This is a genomic window from Streptomyces olivaceoviridis (assembly GCF_014650115.1).
Taxonomy (GTDB): domain Bacteria; phylum Actinomycetota; class Actinomycetes; order Streptomycetales; family Streptomycetaceae; genus Streptomyces; species Streptomyces olivaceoviridis.
On sequence record NZ_BMUI01000016.1, the window covers coordinates 89414 to 102460 of the forward strand.

The following is a 13047-nucleotide window of genomic DNA, read 5'->3' on the forward strand; positions in this document are numbered from 1 at the left end:
GCCGAGCCATAACAATGTGTCAACTCTACGCGTGTAGCGCGGAGTTGCCGCGCTAGCGTCGCCGACGCCTGCCCCCTCCCCGCAGCCCCTTTCCCCGAGGAGAGTGCGCCATCAACGCGTCCAGCCCTCCCGCTGCCGTCGAACTGCGCGGCATCACCAAGCGTTTCCCCGGCGTCGTCGCCAACCGCGACATCGACATCACGGTCCGTACGGGCACCGTCCACGCCCTGTGCGGCGAGAACGGCGCCGGCAAGTCCACCCTCATGAAGATCCTCTACGGCATGCAGCAGCCGGACGAGGGCACCATCACCGTGGGTGGCGAACAGGTCGTCTTCCACAACCCCGGCGATGCCATCGCCCGCGGCATCGGCATGGTGCACCAGCACTTCATGCTCGCCGACAACCTCACCGTCCTGGAGAACGTCGTCCTCGGCGCGGAGAAGCTGCACGGCATCGGGGGCAAGGCACGCGCCCGGATCAAGGAGATCTCCGACGCCTACGGCCTGGGCGTCCGGCCCGACGCCCTGGTCGAGGAACTCGGCGTCGCCGACCGCCAGCGCGTGGAGATCCTCAAGGTCCTCTACCGGGGCGCCAAGACCCTCATCCTGGACGAGCCCACGGCCGTCCTCGTGCCGCAGGAGGTCGACGCCCTCTTCGACAACCTGCGCGAACTCAAGGCCGAGGGCCTCACCGTCATCTTCATCTCGCACAAGCTGGGCGAGGTGCTCTCCGTCGCCGACGAGATCACCGTCATCCGGCGCGGCACCACCGTCGGCACCGTCGACCCGCGCGGCACCACCCCCAAGCAGCTCGCCGAGCTGATGGTCGGCAGCGAGCTGCCCACCCCGGAGACCCAGGAGTCCACGGTCACCGACGTCCCGATGCTCACGGTGGACGGCCTGCACCTCGCGCAGACCGACCTCGACGGCATCGAGCGGATCATCCTGGACGAGATCTCCTTCACCATCCACAAGGGCGAGGTCCTCGGCATCGCCGGTGTGGAGGGCAACGGCCAGTCCGAACTGGTCGAGGCGATCATGGGCATGCGCCGGCCCGGCGCCGGCGCCGTCACCCTCGACGGCGCCGACATCTCCGAGGCCCCGACCCGCGACCGCCGCGAGTCCGGCATCGGCTACATCCCCGAGGACCGCCACCGCCACGGCCTGCTGCTGGAAGCGCCGCTGTGGGAGAACCGCATCCTCGGCCACGTCACCGAGAAGCCCAACTCGCGCGGCGGACTGCTCGACCTCAAGGCCGCCCGCGTCGACACCCAGCGCATCGTCGAGTCCTACGACGTCCGCACCCCCGGCATCGACGTCACCGCCGCCTCCCTGTCCGGCGGCAACCAGCAGAAGCTGATCGTCGGCCGGGAGATGAGCCACAGCCCCAAGCTGCTGATCGCCGCCCACCCCACCCGCGGTGTGGACGTCGGCGCGCAGGCGGCCATCTGGGACCACATCCGCGAGGCCCGCCGCGAGGGCCTGGCCGTGCTGCTGATCTCCGCGGACCTGGACGAGCTGATCGGGCTCTCCGACACCCTGCGGGTGATGTACCGCGGCCGTCTGGTCGCCGACGCCGATCCCGCCACGATCACCCCCGAAGAGCTGGGCTCCGCCATGACGGGTGCGGCCACCGGCCACCTGGAGCACACAGAGGACGACGCGCGATGAACAAGCTGACCTCACGGATCGACAAGGAGCGGCTGCTCCTCGGCGTCGCCGCGCCCCTGCTGGCGGTCGTCGCCGCGCTCGTCGTCACCACCCTGGTGATCCTCGCGACCGGCAAGAACCCCGGTGACGCCTTCAGCGACATGGTGACCTACGGCTTCGCCAGCGACAGCCAGGTCTACATCCTGAACAAGGCGACGACGTACTACCTCGCGGGTGTCGCGGTGGCCATCGGCTTCCGCATGAACCTGTTCAACATCGGTGTCGACGGCCAGTACCGGCTCGCCGCGTTCATAGCCGCCGTCCTCGGCGGGGCGCTCACCGTGCCCGGCTGGATCGCCATCCCGCTGATCATCCTCTGCGCCATGGCGACCGGCGCCCTGTGGGCGGCCATCGCCGGCATCCTCAAGGTGACCCGGGGCGTCAGCGAGGTCATCGCGACCATCATGCTGAACTCGATCGCCACCGCGGTCATCGCCTACCTGCTCCAGCCCGGCAAGCTCGGCCAGCTGGACCAGGCCGGCACCCTCGTCTCCACCAAGCCGCTGCCGTCGTCCTCGTACTTCTTCAGCTTCGACGCCGGCCCGGCCGGTGAGCTGTGGGGCTTCATCGTGATCGCCGTGCTCGTCGGCGTCGCGTACTGGTTCGTGCTCGGCCGCACCCGGTTCGGCTTCGACCTGCGCACCGTCGGCCAGTCCGAGACCGCCGCCGCCGCGAGCGGCGTCGGGGTGAAGAAGATGGTCGCCACCAGCATGATCATCTCGGGTGCGGTGGCCGGTCTGATCGGCATGCCGACCCTGCTGAACGACAGCCACCAGTTCAGCAACGACTTCCCGGCGGGCATCGGCTTCACCGGTATCGCCATCGCCCTGCTCGGCCGCAACCACCCGATCGGCATCGCGCTGGGCGCGCTGCTCTGGGGCTTCCTGGAGCGCACCACCAACCACCTGGAGTTCCAGGGCTACGACAAGGAAATCCTCGGCGTCATCCAGGGCGTCATCGTGCTGTGCGTCGTCATCGCCTACGAGGTCGTACGCCGCTACGGCCTGAAGCGCCAGCAGCAGCGCGTCGGCGCCGAACTCGCCGCCCAGGCCGCCGCCCCGACGAAGAAGCAGGAGGTGGCGTGATGACTGCCACGATGACCGACGCGCCGCCGCCGGCGGCTCCCAAGGCGGCGGGCGCGCCGCAGCGCTCCGGCCGCTCCCTCGGCCTGACCCTCATGATCGTCGCGGGCGCCCTGCTGCTCCTGGCCGCCGTCCGCGTGATCACCGGCGCCAACCAGCTCGACTCCGCGGGCCAGGTCGGCGCCGCCCTCGGCCTCGCCGTACCGATCGGACTCGCCGGACTCGCCGGCCTGTGGTCGGAGCGGGCCGGCGTGGTCAACATCGGCCTGGAAGGCATGATGATCCTCGGCACCTTCGGCGCCGGCTGGATCGGCTGGCAGTCCAGCCCCTGGCTCGGCCTGCTGTGCGGCATCGCCTTCGGTGTCCTCGGCGGCCTGGTGCACGCCGTCGCCACCGTCACCTTCGGCGTCGACCACATCGTCTCCGGTGTCGCCGTCAACCTGCTCGCGCTCGGCGCCACCCAGTACCTGGCCAAGCTGTTCTTCGCCGACGGCAAGGCCGCCGAGGCGGGCGGCAACCCCAAGCAGTCCCCGCCCGCGGACACGCTGCCCGACGTCACCGTCCCCGGCCTCTCGGACGGCCTCGCGTCGATCGAGAAGCACCACTGGTTCCTGGTCTCCGACCTCGCCGGCATCATCGGCGGTCTGATCACCAACCTGTCCGTGGTGACGATCATCGCCGTGCTGCTGTTCGTGGGCAGCTGGTGGCTGCTGTGGCGCACCCCGTTCGGGCTGCGGCTGCGCTCCTGCGGTGAGAACCCGATCGCCGCCGAGTCCCTCGGTGTCAACGTCTACCAGTACAAGTACGCGGCCGTGGCCGTCTCCGGCGGCCTCGCCGGCCTCGGCGGCGCCTTCCTCGCGCTGGTCACCTCGCACACCTACCTGGAGGGCCAGACCGGAGGCCGCGGCTACATCGGTCTCGCCGCCATGATCTTCGGCAACTGGCGCCCCGGCGGCCTCGCCATGGGCGCGGGCCTGTTCGGCTACTCCGACGCGCTCCAGCTCCGCAACGGCGGCGTGACCGTCCACGCCCTGCTCCTGCTGCTGGTCGTCCTGCTCGCGCTGCTGGCCGGCTGGAAGCTCTACAAGAAGGCCCTGGTGCAGGGCGTGGTCAGCGCCGTCATGGCCGCGCTGGTCCTCGTCTGGTACCTGCTCACCGACGAGGTCCCCAGCGACTTCGTCGGCGCCACCCCGTACGTCGTCACGCTGCTGGTGCTGTCGCTGTCCGCGCAGCGCCTGCGGATGCCGAAGGCGGACGGCATGCGCTACCGGAAGGGGCAGGGCAAGTGACCGGGCGAGCCGCCGACTTCGACTGGGAGGCCCTGCGCGCCGAGGCGCGGGAGGCCATGACCCACGCCTACGCCCCCTACTCCGGCTACCCGGTCGGGGTCGCGGCCCTGGTCGACGACGGCCGCACGGTCACCGGCTGCAACGTCGAGAACGCCTCCTACGGCCTCGGCCTGTGCGCCGAGTGCGGCCTGGTCTCCCAGCTCCAGCGCACGGGCGGTGGCCGGCTGACGCACTTCACGTGTGTCGACGGCACCGGCGCCCTGCTGGTCCCGTGCGGTCGCTGCCGCCAGCTGCTCTACGAGTTCGGCGGACCGGACCTGCTGCTGGACACCCCGGCGGGCGTCCTCCCGCTCTCCGAGATGCTGCCCCAGGCCTTCGGCCCGGACCATCTCACCCAGTAATGCCGTACGGCCCCCCTGCCCCGCTCGCAGGGGGGCCGCACACTTCGCACCTCCCGGAAGGAACCACCCCCGCCATGGCCATGGACGCCATCTCCGTCATCCGCACCAAGCGGGACCGCGGTGAGCTGACCGACGAGCAGATCGACTGGGTCATCGACGCCTACACCCGGGGCGAGGTCGCCGACGAGCAGATGTCCGCGCTCGCCATGGCGATCCTGCTGAACGGCATGAACCGCCGCGAGATCGCCCGCTGGACCGCGGCCATGATCGCCTCCGGCGAGCGCATGGACTTCTCCTCGCTGTCCCGCCCGACGGCCGACAAGCACTCCACGGGCGGCGTCGGCGACAAGATCACCCTCCCGCTGGCCCCGCTCGTCGCCGCCTGCGGCGCGGCCGTCCCGCAGCTCTCCGGCCGGGGCCTCGGCCACACCGGCGGCACCCTGGACAAGCTGGAGTCGATCCCCGGCTGGCGCGCGCTGCTCTCCAACGAGGAGATGCTGAACGTCCTGGACACCACGGGCGCGGTGATCTGCGCGGCGGGCGACGGCCTGGCCCCCGCCGACAAGAAGCTCTACGCCCTGCGCGACGTCACCGGCACGGTCGAGGCGATCCCCCTGATCGCCTCCTCGATCATGTCGAAGAAGATCGCCGAGGGCACCGGCTCCCTGGTGCTGGACGTGAAGGTGGGCACCGGCGCCTTCATGAAGACGATCGAGGACGCCCGCGAGCTGGCCTCCACGATGGTCGGCCTCGGCACCGACCACGGCGTGAAGACGGTCGCGCTGCTGACGGACATGTCCACCCCGCTCGGCCTCACGGCGGGCAACGCCCTGGAGGTCCGCGAATCGGTCGAGGTCCTGGCGGGCGGCGGCCCCGCGGACGTCGTGGAACTGACCATCGCCCTGGCCCGCGAGATGCTCGACGCGGCGGGCATCAAGGACGCCGACCCCGCGAAGGCCCTCGCGGACGGCTCGGCGATGGACGTCTGGCGCCGGATGATCGCGGCGCAGGGCGGCGACCCGGACGCGCCGCTGCCCACCGCGAAGGAGCAGCACGTCGTCAAGGCCCCGGCCTCCGGCGTCCTGACCCGCCTCGACGCGTACGACATCGGGGTCGGCGCCTGGCGCCTCGGCGCCGGCCGGGCCCGCAAGGAGGACCCGGTGCAGGCGGGCGCGGGCATCGAGCTGCACGCCAAGCCGGGCGACACGGTGACGGAGGGCCAGCCCCTGCTGACCTTGCACACCGACACCCCGGAGCGCTTCGAGTACGCGCTCCAGGCGGTGGCGGGCTCCTACGACATCGCGGCCCCGGGCACGGCCTTCCAGGCCACGCCGGTGGTGCGGGAACGTATCGCCTGACCTGCGCCCGCGGCCGTGGGCCGTTGATGTCACGTCCCTTTCGGGTGAACGGGACCGGTGGACCTCCGCCGGTCCCGTTCGGCATGCTGGGATCGGCGACGCACCGATAGGAGACCGCCAGTGCGACAGGAAGTCGCTCCACCCAAGTGGATGACCCGCAGGAGGGAAGAAGGTCATGAGCAGGTCATCCCGGACCAGTGTCCAAGGTCCGTCCCCACTTCCGCATGCGTCGCTGGCAACGGCGGGGTGTGAAGCCGGAAGCGCAAGCCCAAGAGCGGCACGACCATCGGGCCGCAACAGGCGAGGGGAAGGCCGGACGGGCTAATGCAAATGAACCCTTGACGAAATCTCGTAACTCCTGTGCCGCGTCGATGGTGAGCTGTCGGCGGCAGACAGGCCCTGGCGCGGAAGAGCGCACGACGACCCCAGAGGATTGGCGCCGAAGGGGGAGGACACCGTCGGGCCCGGGATTAAGAGGGAGCCCACCCCGGCCGCATCTTGTGTGAGCGGAACGTGGAAACCCCGTTGGAGTCCGGGAGCGATCCCGGTAAGCCGGAGGTAACGAAGGACCAAGCCTCCAGCGGGACAGGATGATCCGAGAAGCAAACGCCGATAGGGCGAAAGTCCAGGGGAAAGGGACGTGGATTCCTCTACCGCGTCACATAACTCGTCGGATACGGGGGGGCGATGCCCCGGCCCGAAAGGGAGCCCACGCGGATCAGGTAGGCCCGTGAAGAAGAACTGCGAAGAACCCCGAACCGAGGGCAAGTTGGATGCCGAAGGCAGGTGTGGCAGCGACGCCTGTGGCGGCGATGCCTCCTACGACGGCGAACGGACCGGAGGACTACGCCCAAACCTGGCACAGCATCGACTGGGCCAAGGCGGAAGCGTCGGTACGGAGACTGAGGCAGCGCATCTTCACAGCCACGCAGGAAGGGGACCTGAAGAAGGTCCGCAACTTGCAGAAGCTGATGTTGCGATCCCACTCGAACACGCTCGTGAGCGTGAAGCGGGTGACGCAGCAGAGCACAGGCCGTCGGACAGCAGGGATTGACCAAGAACGTGCGCTCACTCGGAGCGCGCGTGGGCGACTGGCCGCTGAGATCGCAGCGGAGCGTTGTCCTGGAAAGCCCCTGCCCGTCCGGCGCGTGTACATTCCCAAAGCCAACGGAAAGCAGCGCCCCTTGGGTATTCCAGTCATCCGTGACCGAGTCCGCCAGGCCCGCGTCAAGAATGCACTGGAACCCGAGTGGGAAGCCCGGTTCGAGCAACGAAGCTACGGCTTTCGCCCCGGCCGGGGCTGTCATGACGCGATCGGCGCCATCTTCAATATCGCGGGCCAGAGACGGGCCAAGCGGCTATGGGTGCTCGATGCTGATCTGACAGCGGCGTTCGACCGTATTTCGCACGACCACCTGATGACCCTCATCGGTAACTTCCCGGCACGGGAAGCGATCCGGGGGTGGCTCAAGGCGGGAGTGATGGACTGCGGACGAATCTCGCCCACCGATGAGGGGACCCCTCAGGGGGGTGTGATCAGCCCCCTGCTGCTCAACGTGGCCTTGCACGGCGTGGAGACGGCGGCCGGGCATCTCACGGAGGGACGTTCCCACAAGTCCCGACGAGATACTCCGGTCCTGGTCCGGTACGCGGATGACTTCGCGGTGTTCTGCCACAGCGAAGACGAAGCACACCGGGTCAAGGAGCAACTGGCTGTCTGGATGACTCCGCGCGGGGTCGCCTTCAACGAGGAGAAGACGTCGGTCCTCCACCTTGAAGAAGGCTTCGACTTCCTCGGGTTCAACATCCGGCGATACAGCGGGACTCTGCTGATCAAGCCGAGTAAGGCGGCTGTGAAGAGGGTCCGGGAACGGCTCCGCAGTGAAGTGATCGGCCTGAGAGGGGCGAACGCTGCGGCTGTGGTGAGGAAGCTCGACCCGATCATCAAGGGCTGGGCCACCTACTACCGGACGGTGGTGTCCAAGGAGACCTTCAAGTCCCTGGACTTCTACGTGTGGACGCTCACGCAGAAGTGGGTCAAGCACTCCCACCCGAACAAGCCGAAGAGCTGGCGCCTGGCCAAGCACTACGGCGTTTTCAACTCGACCCGGAAGGACCAGTGGGTATTCGGTGACCGGGACACCGGCACCTATCTCTACAAGTTCAACTGGACCAGAATCGTCCGGCACGTGATCGTCAAGGAGGGCAACTCCCCTGACGACCCCTCGCTGGCCGACTACTGGGTGAGCCGTCGACGCAAGAGGATGCCCGGGACCGCCGACAGGTGGACCATCACCCTCGCATCCCGCCAGAAGGGGATCTGTCCGTTGTGCAAACAGCCATTGATCCCCGATGCCGAGTACACACCGGACAACCCCCGCGAGTGGGCCGCGTGGTTCTCGGCATCGATGAAGCCGCTGCATAAGCACCACTTCATCTATCGGCGCGACGGCGGCACGGACGAGCGGACGAACCTTCGCCTCGTACACGCTGACTGCCATCGCCAGCACCATGCCGGCGATCACAGAAGGGCCAAGCAAGATGACCGACCCGCGTGACTCCAGGGGCCCGCTTGAGCCGGATGCGGTGAACAGCCGCACGTCCGGTTCTGAGGGGGCCGGGGGGCGGCAACGCCCTCCGGCTACCCGACTGAGCGCACTCACCGTCAGCCAGGACTCCGACCAGAACTGGGACGACCTCGTCCGGTACTGGGAGGAGATGGAATGGCCCGAGGGCAGCAAGGTGGAGATCATCGAGGGGATCATCACCGTGTCACCTGCTCCCGCGTTTCGCCACAACGTGATCGCGGCCCGCATCCAGCGTCGCCTCTACTCCGTGATCCCCGAGGACTGGGAGATCTTCCAGACACTGGCCATCGCCGTGCCGTCACGGCTGGGCATGCTCATCCCTGACCTGGTGGTTGCGCCGGTGCCGGAACATCCCCGCCGCCCTCGCGGAACTCGTCGTCGAGGTCACCTCCAAGTCCAACGCCGACCACGATCGCGTCAGCAAGCCCGCCGCCTACGCCACCGCCGGTATCCCGCTGTACCTCCTGGTCGACCGCTGGGCCCCCGGAGGCCCCACCGCGACGCTCTACGGCGAGCCGAAGGGCGACGTCTACCGGGTTCTCAAGGCGGTCAAGTTCGGTGACCTCATCGAGCTGCCGGAGCCGTTCGGCCTCACCATCGATACGAGCGAGTTCCCGGTCGACTGACCCGGCGTCATCCCCGCGGCCGGCGTAGGTGCGGAGGACGTAGCCGGAGCACAGCGCCCCGATCGTCGTACGGCCCACACCTCAGCCCCGTACCGCCCCGACCGCTACGAAGACCCCGGCGACCCCGGCGACCCCGGCCGTACTGAGCGCCGTCACCAGCAGACCGCCGGAGAAGAGGATTGCTCGACGCGGCGGGCTGCGATCCCCGCCAAGCGGACCGGCACCGCGGCACGCCACCGCCCCCGATGAGTTCCGCCCGCCCCGCCGGTCTACCGCACGTGGATGCCGAGACCCCCGCCGTGCTGGTGCTGCCCGGGCCCGTGCGCCGGGACGATGTGCCGGGGCTGTGTGCCGATGTGCGGGCGCTGCTGGAGGCCGGCCGGACCGGGGTGGTCGTGTGCGACGTGGGCGGGCTCGGGCCGCCGGGCCTGGCGGCCGTCGACCTGCTGGCCCGGCTGGAGCTGACCGCCCGCCGGGCCGGCGGGCGGATACGGCTGCGGGACCCCGATCCCGCGCTAGGCGTCCTTCTCGACCTCGTCGGACTCCGCTTCCAGGTGGAGGGGCAGATCGAAGAGCGGGAACCAGCGCTGGGTGTCGAGGAAGCAGTGGAATCCGGTGATCCTGCCGTCTGAGATCTCCAGCACCTGCACCGCCCACGGGCTGAACCCGCCGTTCTCCGGGTCCGGCTTGTAGTGCGCGAAGCCCGGCAGTCCGTTGGCCCGGACCGGCAGCAGCCGGGAACCGGCACAGGAGGCGCCCAGGGTGGTCATGAAACCGGTGATGTCCGCCGTGCCGCGCAGCCACAGGTCGAACGGCGGCATCGTCATGATGGCGTCCTCGTGCAGCAGCGCCGTCAGCGCCGCCATGTCATAGCCCTCGAACGCCTTGACGTAACGCTCCAGCAGCTTCTGCTGCTCCTCGTCCAGCGGATCGGACACCGCCCCCTCGGCACCCGCGTCCCCGCGCTCCGCGAGCGTGGCCCGCGCCCGCTGCAAGGCGCTGTTCACCGAGGCGACCGTGGTGTCCAGCAGCTCGGCCACCTCGCTCGCCCTCCAGGCCAGCACCTCGCGCAGGATCAGCACCGCCCGCTGCTTGGGCGGCAGCTGCTGGAGGGCCGCCATGAAGGCGAGCCGGATCGACTCCTTCGCGACCGCCGCCTCCGCAGGGTCCTGCACGGCCGGCAGCACGCGCGCGTCCGGCATCGGCTCCAGCCAGGTGTTGTCCGGGCGCGGGGAGAGCGCCGCCCGCGCGAGCGGGGTCGCCTCCGACAGGTCCATCGGCCGGGCCCGCTTGCTGCCCGCCGCCAGCATGTCCAGGCACACGTTCGTCGCGATCCGGTACAGCCACGAGCGCAGGCTGGAACGGCCCTCGAACTTGTCGTAGCTCCGCCAGGCCCGCACCAGGGTGTCCTGCACCGCGTCCTCGGCCTCGAAGGAGGAACCGAGCATCCGGTAGCAGTACCCGGTCAGCTCGGTCCGGTGCTTCTCCAGTGCGACGTCCAGATCCGCCGTCGCCGTGCTGTTGCCCATCGTCCACCCACCCCTGTGGCCGTCCCTGTAGCGCGCCTTCGCGCCCCAGCACTTGGGAAGCTACCGCAGCCCACTGACAATGGCCCCCGGAGTGGGGAAAGGCCCAGCTCGGAATGGTTGCTCGGGGAAGCCGGGCGGCGTGCGCCGGGTCAGTGCGCGGCCACCGGCTCCCGCCGGGCCGCCACCCGGGCCGCCCGCGAGCCGAGCACGGTGATCGTGACGACGCCGAGGACCGCGAGGAGGCCGACGCCGACCGTGCCCGACCAGCCGTTCGCGTGGAACGCCAGCGCGCCGACCGTACTGCCGACGCTGGAGCCGATGTAGTACGCGGACTGGTACAGCGCCGACGCCTGGGCCCGGCCGTGCGTGGCCGTCTTGCTGACCGCCGAGGAAGCCACCGCGTGCCCGGCGAAGAAGCCCGCCGTGATCAGCACCAGGCCCGCCAGCACCAGCACCAGGGAGGCGGTCAGGGAGAGCAGCAGCCCCGCCGCCGTCGTACTGCCCGCCAGATACAGCGCGCCCCGGCGGCCGAACCGGCCCACCAGCCGGCCCGCGGTCGACGCGGAGACCGTACCCACCAGGTAGACCAGGAAGATCGAGCCCACGATGCCCTGCGGCAGCCCGAACGGCGCCGCCGTCAACCGGTAGCCGATGACCGTGTAGACACCGCCGAACACCGTCATGAACAGCGCGCCGATCGCGTACAGGCGGCGCAGCAGCGGGTCGGAGAGGTGACCGCGGACGGTGCCGAGCAGCACCCGCGGGCGCAGCGAACCCGCCGTGAAGTGCCTCGGGGCCGGCAACAGCAGCCGGAACGCCACCGCGCACGCGACCGCGAGCGCGCCGATCACTCCGACCGACATCCGCCAGCCCCACTCCTGCGCGACCCAGCCGGTGATCACCCGGCCGCTCATGCCGCCCACGCTGTTGCCCGCCACGAACAGCCCGATCGCCGTGACCAGTGCCTTCGGCCGCACCTCCTCCGCCAGGTACGCCTGCGCCGAGGCCGGCAGCCCGGCCAGCGCGGCGCCCTGCACCGCCCGCAGCACCACCAGCGCGCCGAGCGACGGCGCGAAGGGCACCAGCATGCCGACCGTGACGGCCACGGCCAGCGAGGCGGTCATCACCGTACGGCGCCCGAACCGCTCCGACAGCGCGCTCATCGGCAGCACGAACAGCGCCAGACCGCCGGTCGCCGCGGCCACGGTCCAGCTCGCCTCGCTCGCCGCGACCCCGAACTCCCCGGAGATCAGCGGCAGCAGGGCCTGGGTGGAGTACAGCAGGGCGAAGGTCGCGACTCCGGCGAGGAACAGGGCGAGGCTCATCCGGCGGTAGCCGGGGCCGCCAGGGGTCAGCCGGGAGTCGGAGTCCGAGTCGGGGGTGCGGACGGGGGAAACGGCGTCCACGCTGGTGGACGCCCCGGTACTGGCGGGAGACATGCTTCGACCGTAGACACGGCCCACTCATGCGTCCAATGCATGGAATCGCCATAATCGTTCCCATGGTGCATCAGCAGAGCTCACAGGCGCGACTGTCACCGTCCAGTGACACAGAAGACATGGCGCTGTTGCTCGCGCCCCGTCTCGCGTACTTCGCCGGCGTGGCCCGCACCGAGCACGTCACCCGGGCCGCGCGGGAGCTGAACGTCCCCCAGTCCACCCTGTCCCGGGCGATGGTCCGCCTGGAGCAGGACCTGGGCGTCGACCTGTTCGCCCGCCACGGCCGCACGGTCTCCCTGACCACCGCCGGCCGCACCTTCCTCGCCTCCGTCGAGCGGGCCCTCGCCGAGATCGGGCGCGCCGCCGAGGAGGTCCGCGCGGACGCCGATCCGGCCACCGGCAAGGTCGCCTTCGGCTTCCTGCACACCATGGGCGCCGAGACCGTACCCGGCCTGCTGCACGCCTTCCGCGCCGACCACCCGCGCGTGCGCTTCAGCCTCGTCCAGAACTACGGCGAGGCCATGCTGGAGGGGCTCCGCGCCGGCGCACTCGACCTCTGCCTCACCTCGCCCGTCCCCGACGCCCCCGACCTGGTCGCCCGCCGCCTGGACGAGCAGAAACTGCGCCTGGTCGTCCCCGCGGACCACCGTCTGGCGGCCCGCCGCCGCATCCGCCTGGCAGAAGCGGCCGAGGAAACCTTCGTCACCCTGGAACCGGGCTACGGTCTGCGCCGCATCACGGACGACCTCTGCCGCGAGGCCGGCTTCAAGCCCCGTATCGCCTTCGAGGGCGAGGAGGCGGAGACGCTGCGCGGCCTGGTGGCGGCGGGCCTCGGGGTCGCCCTTCTGCCACCCCCGACCGTCCCGCGCCCGGGTGTGGTGGAACTGACGGTCACGGCCCCCAGGGCGGTCCGTGAGATCGGCGTGGCCTGGCTGGCCGACCGCCCCGACACCCCACCGGTGGCGGCCTTCAAGAAGTTCCTCCTCTCCAGGAGGGGCACCTTGCTGCCGGCCTGAGGGGCACTCC

10 protein-coding genes and 1 pseudogene are annotated in these 13047 nt (G+C 70.2%); 9 read left to right on the plus strand and 2 right to left on the minus strand.

Annotation, left to right across the window (positions count from 1 at the left end):
- Nucleotides 1-110 precede the first annotated feature (110 nt).
- From IE273_RS27100 to IE273_RS27135, 8 genes and pseudogenes are all read left to right on the plus strand, one after another.
- Nucleotides 111-1670, plus strand: coding sequence for an ABC transporter ATP-binding protein (locus IE273_RS27100; protein WP_229887619.1), 1560 nt, complete (start codon nucleotides 111-113; stop codon nucleotides 1668-1670).
- Nucleotides 1667-2794, plus strand: coding sequence for an ABC transporter permease (locus IE273_RS27105; protein ID WP_189817797.1), 1128 nt, complete (start codon nucleotides 1667-1669; stop codon nucleotides 2792-2794). Before IE273_RS27100 ends, IE273_RS27105 begins: the two co-directional genes overlap by 4 nt.
- The gene (locus tag IE273_RS27110; protein WP_041665460.1) at nucleotides 2794-4080 is read left to right on the plus strand and encodes an ABC transporter permease; all 1287 of its coding nucleotides are present in this window, start codon (nucleotides 2794-2796) and stop codon (nucleotides 4078-4080) included. Before IE273_RS27105 ends, IE273_RS27110 begins: the two co-directional genes overlap by 1 nt.
- Entirely contained in the window at nucleotides 4077-4481 is a 405-nt protein-coding gene (locus IE273_RS27115; RefSeq protein WP_030641509.1) for a cytidine deaminase, read from the plus strand. The genes IE273_RS27110 and IE273_RS27115 overlap by 4 nt, the downstream gene beginning before the upstream one ends.
- A gap of 80 nt (nucleotides 4482-4561) precedes the next feature.
- Nucleotides 4562-5839, plus strand: a complete 1278-nt coding sequence (locus IE273_RS27120; protein WP_189817887.1) for a thymidine phosphorylase — start codon at nucleotides 4562-4564, stop codon at nucleotides 5837-5839.
- Nucleotides 5840-6612: 773 nt separating this feature from the next.
- Nucleotides 6613-8397, plus strand: a complete 1785-nt coding sequence (gene ltrA, locus IE273_RS27125) for a group II intron reverse transcriptase/maturase (protein WP_229887589.1) — start codon at nucleotides 6613-6615, stop codon at nucleotides 8395-8397.
- Nucleotides 8398-8488: 91 nt separating this feature from the next.
- A pseudogene (locus IE273_RS27130) lies at nucleotides 8489-9053 on the plus strand (Uma2 family endonuclease).
- A gap of 245 nt (nucleotides 9054-9298) precedes the next feature.
- The gene (locus IE273_RS27135) at nucleotides 9299-9685 is read left to right on the plus strand and encodes an STAS domain-containing protein (protein WP_189817798.1); all 387 of its coding nucleotides are present in this window, start codon (nucleotides 9299-9301) and stop codon (nucleotides 9683-9685) included.
- Here the strand turns inward: IE273_RS27135 and IE273_RS27140 are convergent.
- Nucleotides 9569-10582, minus strand: a complete 1014-nt coding sequence (locus IE273_RS27140) for a sigma-70 family RNA polymerase sigma factor (RefSeq protein ID WP_189817799.1) — start codon at nucleotides 10580-10582, stop codon at nucleotides 9569-9571. The genes IE273_RS27135 and IE273_RS27140 overlap by 117 nt on opposite strands.
- A 149-nt stretch (nucleotides 10583-10731) precedes the next feature.
- Nucleotides 10732-12021, minus strand: a complete 1290-nt coding sequence (locus IE273_RS27145; RefSeq protein WP_189817800.1) for an MFS transporter — start codon at nucleotides 12019-12021, stop codon at nucleotides 10732-10734.
- Between the two features lie 62 nt (nucleotides 12022-12083).
- Here IE273_RS27145 and IE273_RS27150 point away from each other — a divergent pair, with 62 nt between their 5' ends.
- Entirely contained in the window at nucleotides 12084-13037 is a 954-nt protein-coding gene (locus tag IE273_RS27150; protein ID WP_189817801.1) for a LysR family transcriptional regulator, read from the plus strand.
- Nucleotides 13038-13047 lie beyond the last annotated feature (10 nt).

Coding starts and splice junctions, on each gene's coding strand:
- IE273_RS27105 (WP_189817797.1), top strand. CDS start 1,667: ATGAACAAGCTGACCTCACGGATCGACAAGGAGCGGCTGCTCCTCGGC.
- IE273_RS27110 (WP_041665460.1), top strand. CDS start 2,794: ATGACTGCCACGATGACCGACGCGCCGCCGCCGGCGGCTCCCAAGGCG.
- IE273_RS27120 (WP_189817887.1), top strand. CDS start 4,562: ATGGACGCCATCTCCGTCATCCGCACCAAGCGGGACCGCGGTGAGCTG.
- ltrA (WP_229887589.1), top strand. CDS start 6,613: ATGCCGAAGGCAGGTGTGGCAGCGACGCCTGTGGCGGCGATGCCTCCT.
- IE273_RS27135 (WP_189817798.1), top strand. CDS start 9,299: ATGAGTTCCGCCCGCCCCGCCGGTCTACCGCACGTGGATGCCGAGACC.
- IE273_RS27140 (WP_189817799.1), bottom strand. CDS start 10,582: ATGGGCAACAGCACGGCGACGGCGGATCTGGACGTCGCACTGGAGAAG.
- IE273_RS27145 (WP_189817800.1), bottom strand. CDS start 12,021: ATGTCTCCCGCCAGTACCGGGGCGTCCACCAGCGTGGACGCCGTTTCC.
- IE273_RS27150 (WP_189817801.1), top strand. CDS start 12,084: ATGGTGCATCAGCAGAGCTCACAGGCGCGACTGTCACCGTCCAGTGAC.